Origin of the sequence: Variovorax sp. Varisp41 (genome assembly GCF_047325085.1) — a bacterium.
Classification (GTDB): Bacteria; Pseudomonadota; Gammaproteobacteria; order Burkholderiales; family Burkholderiaceae_C; genus Variovorax.
The window spans coordinates 1,620,908-1,636,540 of record NZ_CP168541.1; the positions used below are offsets into that span (position 1 = coordinate 1,620,908).

Below are 15,633 nucleotides of genomic sequence, written 5' to 3' on the forward strand. Positions count from 1 at the left end.
GCATGGGGGTCGCCGCAATCTCGCCGGACGCGCCGCTCACGGTCGCCTGTCCCTACTGCGCCGAGCCCATCGCCGAGCAGGCACTGGCTTGCCGGCATTGCGGGCGCGACCTGTTCTTCTTCGCGCCGTTGCGGCGCGAGCTCGAGGCGCTGTCGCGGCGGGTCGCGGAACTCGAGAGTGTGCTGAGTGCCTCGCGCAGCGCGGTGGCGACGCCCGTTGCCGTTCCCGTGGACGCGCCGGTCGCGGCACCGGAAGCAGCCGAGCCCGCGATCCCGCCAACCCCGACACAACCCCAGCGTCCCGGCATCGGATCGGTGCTGCTGTTCCTCGTGCTGCCCGTGCTGTGCCTGGTCGCGATGCATGCCGTGACCATCGTGCTGCTCGATCTCAACGAGCTGTTCCTGCGCGTGGCCTCAGTGATCTTGCCGCTGGGCCTGGGCATGCTGTTCGTCGCGCTGTTCAGGGTGCGGCTGCCCTACCAGCTGCTGATGGCCGGGGCCATTGCCGTGCTGTCGGTGCTCGGCATGGCGGTGGTCATCGCCTACACCGACGACGTGCCGCTGATGCCGCAGGGCGCGCGCGAATGGCGCGAGATCCTCTACTACGTGACGAGCATCGCGTTCAGCCACATCACGGGCATCTTCACCGGCCTGCTGGTGTTCCATCGCCGCAACCGCGGCATCGACCGGCTCTCGCACCGACTCGCGAGCGCGCTCACCGACGGTTCGCCCGCACCGGGCAAGGCGCAGCGGCTGCGCCAGTACACCGAGCGCATCCGCGACTTCATCACACTGGTCACGCCGATCGTGACGGCGATCGTGTCGGTGGTCACCGGCATCGTGACCTTGCTCAAGAAGTAGGGAAGCACCGGCCGACCATGGTCAATGTCCTGCACGCGCTGTCGCCGAAGGATGGCGTGCCGTGCCGTGCGCGCTGGCGAGGCTGTGTGTTTCACCCGCCCAAGCCCGCCAAAGGAGGTCCCATGACAGCCAGCACCCGCAGCGCCGAGCACGCAGAGAACACCGAGCCGCTTCCGCGCGAGGAGCCGGAGGTCACCCGCGAGGAGTCGGTGCCGACGGATGGTCGCGACACCGAGGGCGAGAAGCTGATGAAGGAAGTGAAGAATCCAAAGCTCCACGAGGCGGGCCTGGCCGAACACAAGACGCCCGAGAAGGCCGAGGGCGGCAAGAAAGACGCCTGATCCCTCAGCCGAGCACGAGCTGCGTCTGCGTCACCAGCGCGCAGAGCCGCCCGTCGGCATTGGTGACCGAGGTCTGCCAAACCATCGTCGTGCGGCCGCGGTGCAGCGCCACGCAGGTCCCGGTCACGCTCGTGCCCAGCTTCGCGCCCGCGATGAACTTGGTGCTGGAATCGGTGGTGGTCGTGCGTTTGCCCTCGGGCAGGTTCGCGATCGTGCCGACCGCGCCCAGCGTGTCGGCGAATGCCATGTAGGCGCCGCCGTGCAGGATGCCGCCGGCAGTGCAGAGGTCTGCGCGCACCTCCATCTGCGCCACCACGCGATCGGGTTCGAGCACGGTGAGGCGCACGCCCATCAGGCCGGGAAAGATCGGTTCCAGCAGTTGCTGGAGCGAGGCGAGGTCGTGCATTAAGGTCTCCTTGCGTGTGTGTCGATCCTAGCCAGCCGCGGGCGCATCGCCAGGCGGGTTTTCCGCGTCGCTGCGCGCGCGCGGAAAGTGCTTGACCTCCAGTGCACTCGAGCCCTTGCAATGGCGGCGGCCCCGATGGGCCGATGCTTCCACCGCCATTGAAAGGACCTCTCCCGATGACCCATACACCGAGCTCCACGCTGTTTCACAACCCCGCGACCCTGCCGCCACCGGTGGGCTACTCGCACGTGGTGCAGTCCCGGGGCGGCCGCCTCATCCACGTGTCGGGTCAGGCCGCGCGCGACGCCGATGGCGCGCTGGTCGGCGAAGGCGACTTCACCGCGCAGCTGCAGCAGTGCTTCCTCAATATCCAACACGCGCTCGAAGCCGTGGGCGCGTCAATGGCCGACCTCGTCAAGCTCAACTACTTCTGCGACGAGCGCGTGCCTCAGGTGGACCTGCGCTCGGTGGTCGTCGTGCGCGACCGCTTCGTGAACACGCAGCGGCCGCCGGCCAGCAGCTTCGTCGTGGTCAAGCGCCTGGTGCGGCCCGAGTGGCTGATCGAGATCGAGGCCGTGGCGCATGCCGCCGCAATCGAAGGGAGCGACGCATGATCGCGGTGATCGGGCATATCGAGGTCGACCCTCGGGCCGCCGAACGCCTGCGGCAACTGGGCATGGTGCTCGAGTGCGCTACGCGCGCGGAGCCGGGCTGTCTCCACTACGCCATCGGATTCGACGCGCAGGTGGCGGGGCGTGCATGGCTCAGCGAGCTGTGGGACGACGACGGCGCCCTGCAGGCCCATTTCGAGACGCCCCACATGAAGGAATTCCGCGCCCGCCTCGCGGCGCTGCCGGGACTGGCGGTCGATGCGACGCGCTACCGCGTCGAGGCCGGCGAGGTGCTTGTGCGGCGCGGGCATCGGACATGAGAGCGCCGCGGGCGACGCCTTTAGAGCGTGAGCCCGCCGTCGATCGTGAAGCTCGCGCCGGTCAAGTAGCCGGCTTCGTCGCTCGCCAGGTAGGCGATCAGGCCCGCGATCTCGCGCGGCTGCGCGACCCGCTTGAGCGGGCTCATGCCGGCCAGCGCGTCGATCGCGCCGGCATTCATGTCGGTGTCGGTCGGGCCGGGCTGGACGTTGTTGACCGTGATGCCGCGCGGCGCGAGGTCCAGCGCCACGCCCTTGACCAGGCCCGCGACCGCGGTCTTCGTCAGCTGGTAGACGCTCGCGCCGGCGAGGCCGGTGCGGATCGCCACGTTGCTGCCGATCGTGACGACGTGCGCGCCGTCGCGCAGGTGCGGCAGCGCGGCCTGGATCGCGAGGTACACGCCGCGCACGTTCATGTCGAGCATGCGGTGGAGGTCCTCGAGGCTCACCGTGTCGATGGTGCCCATGCGCAGCAAGCCGGCGTTGACCACCAGCACGTCGATGCTGCCGAAGCGCTCGACCGCACGCGTCACGGCGTGGCGGATCGCCCCGGGATCTGCGCTGTCCGCCTCGATCGCCAGCGCCTGTGCGCCGCCGGATTCCACGGTGGCCACCAGTCCGCTGGCCTTGTCGGGGCGCGACACGTAGGTGAAGGCCACGGCATGGCCGCCGGCCCCGATGCCTCTTGCGCCGCCGAAGACGAGTGCTGTCCTCGCGCCGTTAGTGCCTTTTCGTTATTCATGTCGCTCATGGTGTGCTCCTTCTCAACCGCCCGCCGCCTCGACGATCACGCGCGTGACCGCCTCGGGCTGCGAGGTCATCACCACATGCGAGGCACCCTTGACCACCACCGTCTTCTTCGCATGCGCGCGCTCGGCCATGAAGGCCATCGCGGCCGGCGGAATGTTCTTGTCGCGGTCGCCGTAGACGAACCACGAGGGCACCGACTTCCAGGCCGGCGCCTGCGCCGCTTCGTTGAGCGCGGCCTCGGCGATCGGGCGCTGGCCTACGGCCATCAGGCGCGCTTGGGCCAGCGGCACGTCGGCGGCGAACTGCGCGGGAAACTTGCCCTGGTCGATGTAGAGGTCCTTGCCGCCGTCGGCCAGCGGCACCGGCGGCGCGAGCGTCGGGCCGAGCGTGCTGCCCGGGAACTTGCCGGTGAGGCCGAGCGCGGTTTCGCCGGCCTCGGGCGCGAAGGCCGCCACGTAGACGAGTGCCTTCACGTTGGGCTTGCCGTTGGCGGCCGCCGTGATGACCGAGCCGCCATACGAGTGGCCCACGAGCACCACCGGCCCCTTCACCGAATCGACCACGGCGGCGACCGAGGCCGCGTCGGAAGCCGGACCGCGCAGCGCATTCGCGGCCGCGATCACGGGGTAGTGGCGTTTCTGCAGATCGCGCACCACGCCGTCCCAGCTCGACGAATCGGCGAAGGCGCCGTGCACCAGCACGATGGTGGGCTTGGGCGGCTGCGCGCCGGGCGCGGGCTGCGCGAAGGTGGCCAGCGGCGCGAGGGCGGCGAGGCCGAAGGCGCCGGCGAGGAGGGTGGCGCCGAGGCGGCGGGAGATCGGGGTCATGGTGTCTTTCCTTGCTTGAACAGGGGGAGGGGGGTGGTCGGCATCGGCCGATGGCGCTGAATCTAGGGGCGCTGCCACGGCGAGCCGCCGGCCTCTGTATGCCTGTGTGTCCAGGCGGCCCATGAGCACATTACTTTTCATGCCGCGACGACAAAAACCCGCTTCCGCGCCGTCGCCTAACAACGCCTAACACCCGCCAACGCCAGTCGCCGCTCTCGCGCGGCCAGCGCGGTTCCAATCGAGGCCGTCAGTCGGAAGCAGCCGGCAGGAGGCTCACACCATGCAGGATCAGGAACTCGGGACACGTGACAGCGCGGCGGCGTCCGATCCACCCGAGGGGCCGGCCCATCCGCCGGAAATGCGGTTCCAGGACTTTCGCGAGCTCAGCGGCGGCATGCCGCGGCTCGAACGCGCGCGCGCGGGCGCCGGGCCCACCTCGCTGGTCGCGGGCCGGGGCCAGGCCACGCCGGCCGCGGCCGCGCTGCTGCAGCGCGAGTACGGCTTGCGCCATGTGCTGCGCGACGACTGGGCCGCGCTCCCCGTCGCGCTGATGCCGCACGGCGAAGGCGCGCTGCTGGTGCTGCGCGACCCGGGCGGCGAGACCCTGCGCGGCAGCGGCGCGAGTGCGGGCGCCAGCGACACTGCCGCCTTCCTCGATCTCGCGCTGCGGCTGGTCGCCGCCGTCGGTGCGATGCACGCGGCCGGCGTGCTGCATCGCGCGATCACGCCCGACCGCCTGCTGCTCGCGCCCGACGGCCGGGCCTGCCTCACCGGCTTCGGCCATGCCGCCACCATGTCGGACGCTGAGGCCGCGCCCGATCACGGCGAGGCCGCCTGGGACGAGGACTGCTTCCACTACATGGCGCCCGAGCTGGGCGCGCGCATGAACCTGCGCGTGGACGCGCGCGCGGATCTCTATTCGCTGGGCTGCGTGCTCTACGAGCTGCTGACGGGCCGCCCGCCGTTCCAGGGCGAGGATGCCGCGGTACGGGTCCATGCGCATGCGACCCGCACCGCGCGCGCACCGGGCGAGCTGGTGGCGGATGTGCCCGAACAGCTCTCGCTGCTGATCATGAAGCTGCTCGAGAAGGCGCCCGAGCAGCGCTACGCGGACGCCGCCGGCGTGCTGGCCGACCTGCGCCGCTGCGACACCCTGCTGCGCGAGCGCGGCAGCATCCCGCGCTTCGCGCTCGATGCGCACTCGGCGCTGCGCCGGCTGCCGCGCCTCACGCGCGTGCTGGGCCGCGATGCCGAGCTCGAGGCGCTGCTCGCGCTGTACCGCGGCGTTGCGCTCGATGCGCGCTCGCGCGTGGCCTGGGTCTCGGGCCACTCGGGCATCGGCAAGTCGACGCTGCTGCGCGAGGCCATGCTGCGCATGCAGCAGTCGTGCGCGCCGCTGCTGGCAACGGCCAAGAGCGAGGAGGGGCGCCGCGGCCGGCCCTATGCGTTGGTGGTCGATGTGCTCGAGCAGCTGCTGCAGTTCGTGCTCGGCTGCGCCGAGGACGAGTTCGCGCTCTGGCGCCGCCGCATCGCCGCCGCGGCCAAGCCGGTCGACCGCACACTCTCGGGACTGCTGCCCGCGCTCGCCGTCGTGCTCGGCGCGCAGCCCGAGCCGCCCGATGCGCCCGACGCCGCTCCCGGCCTCGAGCGCGAACGGGTGCTGCAGGGCATGGCGCGGCTGCTGGCCTGCTTCGCGAGCTCGGCGCGGCCGCTCGTGATCCTGCTCGACGACCTGCAATGGGCCGATGCCGGCACGCTGCAGGTGCTCGAGCGCCTGCTGCACCAGCACGAGGACGCGGCCCTGCTGCTGGTGGGCGCCTACCGCGCGGGCGAGGTGGCCGAGGACCATCCGCTGCGCGCCGGCCAGCTGGCCCGGGTGCCCGGCGCCGCGCGCATCGAACTCGGCCCGCTCGACGAAGCCGCGCTGCGCGAGATGATCGCGCAGGCGCTGCAGCAGGCACCCGACGAGGTCGACGAACTGGCGCGCGCCATCGGCCACAAGACCGGACGCAATCCGCTGTTCGCGCACCACCTGCTGCACCTGCTGGCCGACGACGGCGTGCTCGTCTATGACGCGGACAGCGCTTCATGGCGCTGGAGCCTCGAGCGCCTCGCCTCGCATCCGGGCGTGGACAACGTGGCCGAACTGATGGCGCGCCGCTTCGAGCTGCTGCCCGCGTCCGCGCAGGCGGCGCTGCGCGTCATGGCCTGCCTCGGCCACCGTGTCTCGGCCGAGTCGCTCGCGGTCGCCATGGGCCTGGCACCCGGCGCCGAGGCGGCCCGTGCGCTCGATGCGGTGCTCGAACCCGCGCTCGAGGCCGGCAGCGTGCACCGCGAGGGCGAGGACTGGGTGTTCTGGCACGACCGCATCCGCGAAGCCGCCTACCTCTCGCTCGCGGCCGGCGAGCGTCCGGGCCTGCACCTGCAGATCGTGCGCCGCCAGCTCGCGCATCAAGGCGCGCCGTCGCAGCGCTTCACGCTCGCCGTGCAGGCCAGTCTCGCGCGACCGGCCGTCGACGCGCCCGAGGAGCGCCGCGCCTTCGCCCGGCTCAACCTCGAGGCCGGCCGGCAGGCGAAGGCCGCCACCGCCCATCACTCGGCGCTCGGCTTCTTCCGTGCCGCGCTGGCCTTCCTGGGCGAAGAAGATGCGAGCGAGGACGGCCTGCATGCACGCGCCCTGTGCGGCGAGGCCGAGTTCATGACCGGTGCGCTCGAGGTGGCCGAGGCACGGCTGGCAGCGCTCGAGCAGGTCGCGGGCGAGGGCATCTTCGGCGCCGACCTCACGCGCCTGCGCGCGGCGCTCTACACCACGCTCGGCCGTTTCGACCGCGCGCTCGACGTCGGCCTGGCCTTCCTGCGCAAGGCCGGCATCGAGCTGCCGCGCCAGCCCGATGCCGCCGCGGTGGACCGCGAGCATGCGGCGCTGCGGGCCTGGATCGAGCGCCACGGCATGGCCGCCTTCCGGCAACTGCCGATCGTGGCCGACCCGCTGCGCCGCGCCATCACCGACATCTTTGCCGACCTGATTCCGCCTGCGCTCTACACCGACCAGAACCTGGTCGACCTGATCCTGCTGCACATGGCGCGGCTGGGCATCGCGCACGGCCATGCCGATGCCTCGGCCGACGGCTACGTCTGCATGACGCAGGTGTTCGGCGTGCGCTACGGCGACTACGCCACGGCGCGCGAGTTCGGCGCGCTCGCGCTGCACCTGGTCGACGAGCGCGGCCTCGCGCGCTATCGCGGCCGGGTCTACATGACCTTCGGCACCATGGTCGTCCCGTGGTCGCAGCCCGCGCGCGCGGCGCGCGACTACATCCGGCGCGCCTACGAGCTCGCCGTGGCGAGCGGCGACCACACCTTCGCGATCTACTGCGGGCGCAACCAGGCCACGGGCATGCTGTTCGCGGGCGAACTGCTGGGCGACGTGCGCGACACCGTCGAGCGCGGCCTGGCAATTGCGCGCGACGCCAACTTCCAGCTCGTGATCGACGCGCTGCTCGCGCAGAAGCAGCTGCTGTCGCAACTGCAGGACGGCAGCGACGGCGACCCGCAGGCGCAGCCGCGCGTTCCGCGCGAGGGCGATCCCGCCACGCTCGTGGACTTCGCGTTCTGGGTCTACCGCCTGCAGGCCGCGCTGCTGTTCGGCCGGCTCGACGAGGCACTCGAGGCGCGCCGCCGCGCCGAGGCCTGCGCCGATTCGGCACGCACCTTCGCCGAGAGCGGCGACCTGCCGTTCTATGGCGCGCTGGCGCTGCTCGCGCTGCCCGAGCGCGACGACGCGCAGCAGGCCGCGCTGCGGCGCGACCTGGCCCAGCTCGAGACCTGGGCCCTGGCCTGCCCGGGCAACTTCCTCGCGCGGCACGAGCTGGTGCGCGCGGAGCGCCTGCGCATCGACGGCGATCCCGCGGCCGCGGTCGAGGCCTATGCGCGCGCCGTGACGCATGCGCGCCGGCATGGCTTCACGCAAGTGGAAGCGCTGGCCGCCGAATGCGCCGGTGCTTTCCATGCGGCGCGTGGCGACGAGCTGTCGGCCTATGGCAACCTGCGGCATGCGCGCGGCGCCTGGCAGCGCTGGGGCGCCATGGCCAAGGTGCGGCTGCTGCAGGCCGAGTACCCGGGCCTGTTCGAGAGCGACGAGCAAGTGGGCGCCGGCAGCCGGCTGCAGGCGCTCGATGCGCAGGCCGTGCTGCGCATCTCGAACGCGCTGGCCAGCGAGATCGTGCCCGAGCGCCTGGTCGACACCCTGCTGCGCACTGCGCTCGAGAACGCCGGTGCCGAGCACGGTTCGCTGGCGCTGCTGCGCGAAGACGAATGGCAACTGCGCGCCCGGGCCTCGGTGGTCGACGGCACGATCGCGGTCACGCAGGAGGCCGCGACCTTCGGTCCCGACGTTCTGCCGCTCGGCATCGTGCAGGCCGTCGCGCGCACCCAGCAGCACATGGTGATCGACGATGCGCGCGAGAACGCTTCGCTCGCGCAGGACGACTACATCCGCCGGCGCAGGCCGCGCTCCGTGCTGTGCGTGCCGCTGATGCGCCATGCGCGCCTGGTCGGCGTGCTCTACCTCGAGAACAACCTCGCCTCGCACGTCTTCACGCCGGCCAAGGCCGAGGTGCTCGAGGTGATCGCGTCGCAGGCCGCCTTCGCGCTCGAGAACGCGCGCCTCTACGAGGAGCTGGTCGACCAGAACCGCCAGCGCGCCCGCGCCGAGGAGCAGTTGCGCGGCGCGCTCACCGACCTCGAGCGCGCCACCCGGCTCAAGGCCATGGGCGAGCTGGTCGCGTCGATCGTGCACGAGGTCGGCCAGCCGATCGCCGCCGTCGACACCTCCGCGAGCGCCGCGCTGCGCTGGCTCGACCGCAGCCCGCCCGACATCGCCGAGGCGCGCGAGATGCTCGCCCACATCGGCAAGAGCGCGCTGCGCGCCCGCAGCATCATCCAGGCCCTGCGCGCCAAGGCACGCAATGCCGAGCCGCGGCTCGCGGCCTTCGACCTCAACGAGGCACTGCGCGAAGCGGCAGTGCTGGTGGCCGGCCCGCTCGACACGCTCGGCGTGGCGCTCGAGCTGCGCGGCCTGGAGGCCGCCGTGCTCGTGCACGGCGACCGCGTGCAGCTGCAGCAGGTGGTGGTCAACCTGCTGATGAACGGCGCCGAGGCCATGGCTTCGCTGCCGCCGGGCCCGCGTCCGCTGTGCCTGAGCTGCGGCAGCGATGGTGGTGGCGACGGCGAGGGCCGGGTGCGCGTGGCCGTGGACGACGCCGGCACCGGCATCGGCGACGAAGCGGGCGAGCACCTGCTGAAGCCCTTGTTCACGACCAAGGCCGACGGCATGGGCATGGGCCTGGCGATCTGCAAGTCGATCCTCGACGCGCATGGCGGCACCTTGTCGCTGTCGCGGCGCGAGCCCGCGGGTACGCGCGCCGTTTTCACCTTGCCCCTGTCCGAACCTGGCCTCGCCCCATGACCTCTTCCCAAAGCCTCCTCTACAGATCCCCGGGCGCCCCGCTGGCCGGCGACGCGCGCGTGGTGTTCGTCGTCGACGACGACGACCTGGTGCGCGCCGCCATCGGCAGCCTGTTGCGCTCGGTCGACCTCGAGGTGCGCGCCTTCGCCACCACCGAGGAGTTCCAGGCCGCGCCGCGCGCGCCCGGGCCCTCGTGCCTGGTGCTCGACGTGCGCCTGCGCGGCCAGAGCGGCCTTGCGTTCCAGCAGGCCCTGCGCGAGGCAGGCCGGCCGCACATGCCGATCATCTTCATGACCGGCCATGGCGACATCGCGATGACCGTGCGCGCCATGAAGGCCGGCGCCGTCGACTTCCTCACCAAGCCCTTTCGCGACCAGGACATGCTCGACGCCGTGGCCGCCGCGCTCGATGCCGACGCCAGGCGGCTCGACACCGACCGCGCGCTTCAGGCCGCGCGCGACTGCTGGGCCCTGCTCACGCCGCGCGAGCGCGAGGTGGTGCAGCACGTGGCCTCGGGCCTCATGAACAAGCAGATCGCCGACCGCATGGGCATTGCCGAGATCACCGCGAAGATCCACCGCGGCCAGGCCATGCGCAAGATGGAATCGCGCTCGGTCGCCGAGCTGGTGCGCAAGATGGAAGCGCTCGGCGTCGTGCAGGGCCTGCCGCGCGCGCAGCCGGCCGTCGCGCACCATACCTAGAGATGATGGCGTCGCGCCGTGCCGCCGGTATTCTGCAAGCCCGGGTCGTGCCCGCGTGTCCTGCGCCATCGTCCAGAGCCCGGTAGAGAACGGGAAGCCTCTTGTCCCTGTCAGCCATCGATCTCGTTTCCATCGTCGACGACGACCCCTTCGTGCGCGCCGCCACCAGCAGCCTGGTGCGCTCGTTCGGCTGGGAGGCGCGCGCGTTCGAATCGGCGTCGGACTTCCTGGCCTCGGGCCTGCAGCGGCAGACCCGCTGCCTCGTGTGCGACATCCGCATGGAGGCCATGGACGGCATCGAGCTGCTCGAGCGCCTCGACCGCGATGGCCTGCGCGTGCCCACGCTGTTCATCACCGCCTATGCCTCGGCGCACACGCGCGAGCGCGTGCGCGCCAGCACCGCGCTGTGCCTGATCGAGAAGCCGATCGACGCCGCCGAACTCGAGGCCTGGATCCGGCACGCCTTGCACGACGCCGAGGCGCGGCGCTGAGGCGCGCCGCCCACGCCATCGTCTCTTGCCGCGCCAGCCGCGCGCATGCCGGGGGCAAACCTTCGTAGGGGTTGGGCGAACGCTGGTGCGATGGTGGGCGGCCCACCTCGCGTGATGTCATCGCTTCCATGCCGGCCGGTGCGTCGGCGACAGGAGATTCCAGATGACCCGCAGCCTTCAGACACCCATCGACCTCGCATCCGAAACACCCGCCAAGGCGATCCCGCGCACGCAGGGCCTGGCCTTGTACGCCGCCCGTGCGTTGGCACTCGCCGCCCTCGGCCAGAACACGCACGCCGCCACGCTCGCGCCCATGGTCTGCAGCATCGACGACGGCCTGCTGTGGATCCTCGGCGTATCGGTGCTCGTCGTGCTCGCGCTGATCGGTGCCTGCCTCGGCCTCGAGCTACTGGCCTACCGCGCCGGCGCCGTGCGCATCGCCCGCGCCCTCGAGTCGCACGGCGGCGATGCCCGCATGCCCGAACTGCCCGAGAGCGGCCCGCGCGCCATCGCACGGCTGGCACGCGCCATCAACAAGGGCCGGCGCCGCCGCGTCGAGCGCGAGGCCGAGCACCTCGACGTGCAGGCCGCCTATGCCCACGACTTGCGCACTCCGCTCACTCGCATGGGCCTGCGCTGCGAGATGCTCGACGACCCCGCGCTGCGGGAGGCGATGCAGCGCGATCTTGCCGAGATGCAGGAGCTGGTCGAGGCCAGCGTCGCCAGCGCGCGCATGCAGCGCAGCGTGGCCGAGCCACTGCAGCGCGTCGATGCCGACGGCCTGCTCGACAACCTCGTGCGCGGCTACCGCGACGCCGGCCGCGCCATCGCGCTCGACGGCCGCATCGGCCAGCCCGTGGTCGCCTGCCCGCTCGCGCTGCGGCGCGTGCTGGCGAACCTGATCGACAACGCGTTGCGTTATGGCAGCGACGTGCGGGTGTGCGCACATGTCGATGCGCAGCGGCTGGTGCTGGCGGTGGTGGATTCGGGGCCGGGGATCAAGCCGGCGCAGATCGATGCGGTGTTCGCGCCTTGGGTGCGGGGGCGGCAGGGGCAGGAGGACAAGCCTGGGTCTGGGCTTGGGCTGGCGATTGCGCGGCGGTTGGCGCGGTCGATGCAGGGGGAGTTGTTGTTGCAGAACCGGCGTACTGGAGGGGTGGAGGCGCGGTTGACGTTGCCGTTGGTGGTGGCGTGACGCCGTGGCAGAGGAGAGTGGGGCGGGTGCGATTGGGGCGGCGCGGATTTGTCACGCTCAGTGTGGTGCGGACGGAGAAGGGCTATAGATCGAGACGCGCCGGTGTGCCCCTATTCAGTCTTACGTCGCATCGCGGGCGAATAAGGCTTCCCTGGTCAGCGACCGGCTCAAGGGCACGGCCGGTGGTTCGTTACGAAAAGGATTTGGAGATATGAACGCCCGAAGCGAGTACCGCGTCGGCATATGACGTCAGCATCCGGATCGTCTTCCGCATATCGCTTTCAGTGGCATCCGGATGGATCGCGCAAATTCGCAGCACGGTTCGATTGCGCAATCGCGTGGTCAAGACCGTCGCAAAGCCCTCCTGAAGTACCCGCGATGAAATCTCGCTGTTCAGCGCATCGAGCGCCTCCGGGCTCATGGCCGCATCCGTCATGCGGAAGGTGACGATGCCCAACTGCGCGGGCGACACGATGTCCCAGCGAGGATCCTTCTCGAGCTCGTCCTGAGCCCAGGTTGCCAACCGGCAACCATGCGCAATCGCCTCGCCCATGGCGTCCGATCCCAGCACCTGCAAGGTGAGCCACAGCTTCATTGCGCGTGCCGGTCTGGTGAGTTCGACGCCGAGGTCCCAGAAATTGATCTGGTCGGCGTCGGTGTCGGCATGCGCATCAAGCAGGTATTCGGGTCGGGTATGGAAGACTTGCGAGAGGTGCTTGCGCTGACGCACGAAAACCATCCCGCAGCCGTACGTCTGGAACAGCCACTTGTGCGCATCCCAGCTTAGGCTGTCGGCCTCGCCGATGCCGTCGAGCAAACCCCGATGCGATGGCGACAGCGCTGCGGATGCACCGTACGCGCCATCCACGTGCATCCACATGTCGTGCGCATCGCACAGCGCGCGAATCCGTCGCAGTGGATCGATGCTGCCGGTGTTCGTCGTGCCCGCGCTTGCGACCACGGCAAAAGGCCTGAGCCCATCGGAGATGTCCTGCTCGACCGCGGCCGCCAGGGCCGTCATGTCCATGCGGAACGCGGCGTCGGTGGGCATGCGGCGAATCTGATGCGGCAGAAGCCCGAGGATCTTCAGACCCTTGGCAACGGATGAATGCGTTTGCTCCGAAACGTAGGCAACGCCTTGCAGGCGCTGCGCCGGCTCGAGCTTGAAATCGCGTGCCATCGCGAGCGCCGTCAGGTTGGCCATGGAGCCCCCCGACACGAACAGGCCGCCCGCCGAAGGCGGGAGCCCGACCTGCGCCGCCAGCCATCGAATGAGCGCCGCTTCGATGACGCTGGTCCCCGAGCTCTGCAACCAGCTGCCGGCGTGGACGTTGTGAACGGCGGTCAAGTAGTCGCCCAGGGCCGACAGCGGCGAAGACGGTCCCGGAATGAAGGCCAGGAACCGGGGATGGTCCATGCGCGCACGCCAGGGGTAGATCTCGTCCAGCATCTGGTCGACCACCTCTTCCAGCGGCCGGGCCTGTGCGGGCACGCCGATCGCGCGAAGCGACTCGGCGCTGGCGTGATCGATCACGTCCACGGTACGTTGTTCGCGGGATGAAGGGCCGATCGGGCTCATGCGAGACAGGACCCGTGCCCATGCGTCCGGTGGCACCGCTCCGAGCAGGCGGCTGGGTGGGGCTGCCTCTGATGCTGAGAGCGGAAAGGCGAGGTCCGAAAGTGCAGGCATGTTGTTCACCGAATGATGTTCTGTCTTTGGCTTATTCTCCCGAACATCATTCAGCTGCCCTAGCGCTTTCAGGACCATGGCCAAAAATACGAACCAGCTTCAACCGGAGAGCAAGGCACCCGCCCGCCTGGATGCTGTCGACCGAAGACTGTTAGGGCTTCTCGCGAACGACAGCACGCTCAGCTATGCCGCGCTGGGCGAGTTGCTTCACCTGTCGGCGCCCGCGGTGCATGAGCGGGTGAAGCGGCTCAAACGCGACGGGGTGATCCTCGCGACCGTGGCGCGCCTCGATGGCGCGAAGCTGGGGCGGCCGTTGCTGTGCTTCGTGCAGGTGATCACCAGCACCGTGAAGCGTGCCCGCCAGATCGCGGCGCTCGAATCGCTTCCCGATATCGAGGAAATCCACATCGTCACCGGCGACAGCGGCCTCCTGCTGAAGGTGCGCACGCGCGATGCGCAGGCGCTGGAAGTGCTGCTGGCGCGCATCCACGAGGTCGAGGGCGTGGAAGGAACGCGCACGCAGATGGCGCTGCGCACGCTGGTCGAACGCGGGCCCAGTCCGCACGCGGCGGATTGACGACAGGGCTCGCGCGCCCGGCTCAGCGCAACGACCTGAACGCCGCCCGCACCTCGCGACTGAACAGCTCCGGCTGCTCCCAGGCCGCGAAGTGCCCGCCGTTGTCGACCTCGTTCCAGTAGATGAGCTTGTGATAGGCCCGGTCCGCCCAGCTGCGCGGCGCCTGGTAGATCTCGCCCGGAAACACCGTCACGGCCGCGGGCAGCGAGATGTCGACCGCATTGAAGTTGTTCGAGTGGTCCTCCCAATAGATCTGTGCCGCCGAGGTCGCGCTGTTGGTGAGCCAGTACAGCGAGATGTCGTCGAGCATCTCGTCGCGCGGGAGCACGCGCTCGGGCACGCCGCCCGAATAGGTCCAGGTCGCGAACTTGTCGTAGATCCAGGCGGCCTGGCCCACGGGTGAGTCGGCGAGGGCGTAGCCCAGGGTCTGGGGGCGCGTGACCATCATGGCGGAGTAGCCCGAGCTGTTCCTGTAGAAGTCGTCGAGCTTGTCGAAGGCGGCGCGCTCCCTCGGCAACAGGCCGGCGGGCGCGGGGCCGCCCGCGGCGAGGATGGCGGCGATCTCGGCGGGCACGGTGCCGGGCATGTTGACGTGGATGCCGATCAGGCCCGGCACCTTCTGGATCGCCATGCGGTGCGAGATCACGGAGCCGCAGTCGCCGCCCTGCGAGACGAACTGCTTGTAGCCCAGCCGCGCCATCAGCACGCCCCAGGCGCGCGCGATGTGGTTGGAGTCCCAGCCGGTGGCTTCGGGCTGGCCCGAGAAGCCGAAGCCCGGCAGCGAGGGCAGCACGAGATGGAACGCGTCCTCGGCGCGGCCGCCGTGCGCGGTGGGGTCGGTCAGCGGGCCCACGACCTTGAGCAGCTCGAAGATGGAGCCGGGCCAGCCGTGGGTCATGATCAGCGGCATCGCGTCGGCGTGGCGCGAGCGGATGTGGGCGAACTGGATGTCGAGGCCGTCGATGGTGGTCACGAACTGCGGCACGGCATTGAGCCGCGCCTCGCCCTTGCGCCAGTCGTAGTCGGTGGCCCAGTAGCGCACCAGCGAACGCAGGGTGGCGAGGCGCACGCCCTGTGAGGTGTCGGCCACGGTCTCGGCACTCGGCCAGCGCGTGGCGGCGAGGCGCCGGCGCAGGTCGACGAGCGCCTCGCGATCGACGGCGACGCGGAAGGGCCGCACCGAGGTGTCGTCGGGGCCGGTGGCCGAAGGCGGGCGCAGCATGGCGAAAGCGCCGGTGGCGGCCGACGCGGCGCTGAAGGCCATCGAGGTGGCGAGCAGGCGGCGGCGCGTGAGGGAGGAAATCGGTTCGGTCATGGTGTGGTCTCTGTGAAGTGAAAACCACTCGATTGAAGCCAGCCGATGTATCCCGGGTGTGTGAAGATTCGGCCGATTCGCATGC

General features: G+C 70.5%; 13 protein-coding genes and 1 pseudogene. 9 read left to right on the forward strand and 5 right to left on the reverse strand.

Annotation, left to right across the window (positions count from 1 at the left end; all coding sequences use genetic code 11):
• The first annotated feature begins 2 nt into the window (after positions 1 to 2).
• Positions 3 to 860 (forward strand): zinc ribbon domain-containing protein, encoded by an 858-nt coding sequence (locus tag ACEN9J_RS38885; protein WP_413765089.1) that lies wholly within the window; start codon positions 3 to 5, stop codon positions 858 to 860.
• 122 nt (positions 861 to 982) lie between these two features.
• Positions 983 to 1,201, forward strand: coding sequence for a hypothetical protein (locus ACEN9J_RS38890; RefSeq protein WP_057595963.1), 219 nt, complete (start codon positions 983 to 985; stop codon positions 1,199 to 1,201).
• Between the two features lie 4 nt (positions 1,202 to 1,205).
• Here ACEN9J_RS38890 and ACEN9J_RS38895 read toward each other — a convergent pair whose 3' ends face one another.
• A complete protein-coding gene (locus ACEN9J_RS38895; RefSeq protein ID WP_413765090.1) occupies positions 1,206 to 1,607 on the reverse strand; it encodes a PaaI family thioesterase in 402 nt (133 codons plus the stop codon).
• A gap of 176 nt (positions 1,608 to 1,783) precedes the next feature.
• Here ACEN9J_RS38895 and ACEN9J_RS38900 point away from each other — a divergent pair, with 176 nt between their 5' ends.
• Positions 1,784 to 2,221 (forward strand): RidA family protein, encoded by a 438-nt coding sequence (locus tag ACEN9J_RS38900; RefSeq protein ID WP_413765091.1) that lies wholly within the window; start codon positions 1,784 to 1,786, stop codon positions 2,219 to 2,221.
• Positions 2,218 to 2,538, forward strand: coding sequence for a putative quinol monooxygenase (locus ACEN9J_RS38905; protein ID WP_413765092.1), 321 nt, complete (start codon positions 2,218 to 2,220; stop codon positions 2,536 to 2,538). Before ACEN9J_RS38900 ends, ACEN9J_RS38905 begins: the two co-directional genes overlap by 4 nt.
• Before the next feature lie 20 nt (positions 2,539 to 2,558).
• Here ACEN9J_RS38905 and ACEN9J_RS38910 read toward each other — a convergent pair.
• Positions 2,559 to 3,248 (reverse strand): annotated as a pseudogene (locus ACEN9J_RS38910) (SDR family oxidoreductase); the annotation flags it as partial.
• Between the two features lie 51 nt (positions 3,249 to 3,299).
• Positions 3,300 to 4,112: an alpha/beta fold hydrolase gene (locus ACEN9J_RS38915; RefSeq protein ID WP_413765093.1), complete on the reverse strand. Its 813-nt coding sequence runs from the start codon at positions 4,110 to 4,112 to the stop codon at positions 3,300 to 3,302.
• Between the two features lie 358 nt (positions 4,113 to 4,470).
• Here ACEN9J_RS38915 and ACEN9J_RS38920 point away from each other — a divergent pair, with 358 nt between their 5' ends.
• The 4 genes from ACEN9J_RS38920 to ACEN9J_RS38935 all read left to right on the forward strand — a co-directional run bounded on the left by ACEN9J_RS38920 (position 4,471) and on the right by ACEN9J_RS38935 (position 11,966).
• Complete coding sequence (locus ACEN9J_RS38920) at positions 4,471 to 9,579, forward strand: AAA family ATPase (protein WP_413765094.1); 5,109 nt, start codon at positions 4,471 to 4,473, stop codon at positions 9,577 to 9,579.
• Positions 9,576 to 10,280, forward strand: a complete 705-nt coding sequence (locus ACEN9J_RS38925) for a response regulator transcription factor (RefSeq protein WP_413765095.1) — start codon at positions 9,576 to 9,578, stop codon at positions 10,278 to 10,280. Before ACEN9J_RS38920 ends, ACEN9J_RS38925 begins: the two co-directional genes overlap by 4 nt.
• A gap of 101 nt (positions 10,281 to 10,381) precedes the next feature.
• On the forward strand, positions 10,382 to 10,771 hold the full coding sequence (locus ACEN9J_RS38930; RefSeq protein WP_413765096.1) for a response regulator transcription factor: 390 nt from the start codon (positions 10,382 to 10,384) through the stop codon (positions 10,769 to 10,771).
• 163 nt (positions 10,772 to 10,934) lie between these two features.
• Positions 10,935 to 11,966 (forward strand): ATP-binding protein, encoded by a 1,032-nt coding sequence (locus ACEN9J_RS38935; protein WP_413765097.1) that lies wholly within the window; start codon positions 10,935 to 10,937, stop codon positions 11,964 to 11,966.
• A 190-nt stretch (positions 11,967 to 12,156) separates the two neighbouring features.
• On the opposite strand, the gene ACEN9J_RS38940 is transcribed toward ACEN9J_RS38935, so the two are convergent.
• A complete protein-coding gene (locus ACEN9J_RS38940; protein WP_413765098.1) occupies positions 12,157 to 13,545 on the reverse strand; it encodes a pyridoxal phosphate-dependent decarboxylase family protein in 1,389 nt (462 codons plus the stop codon).
• A gap of 187 nt (positions 13,546 to 13,732) precedes the next feature.
• On the opposite strand from ACEN9J_RS38940, the gene ACEN9J_RS38945 reads away from it, so the two are divergent.
• The gene (locus ACEN9J_RS38945; RefSeq protein ID WP_057595974.1) at positions 13,733 to 14,233 is read left to right on the forward strand and encodes an Lrp/AsnC family transcriptional regulator; all 501 of its coding nucleotides are present in this window, start codon (positions 13,733 to 13,735) and stop codon (positions 14,231 to 14,233) included.
• Between the two features lie 22 nt (positions 14,234 to 14,255).
• On the opposite strand, the gene ACEN9J_RS38950 is transcribed toward ACEN9J_RS38945, so the two are convergent.
• Positions 14,256 to 15,548, reverse strand: coding sequence for an epoxide hydrolase family protein (locus ACEN9J_RS38950; protein WP_413765099.1), 1,293 nt, complete (start codon positions 15,546 to 15,548; stop codon positions 14,256 to 14,258).
• Between the last annotated feature and the right edge of the window lie 85 nt (positions 15,549 to 15,633).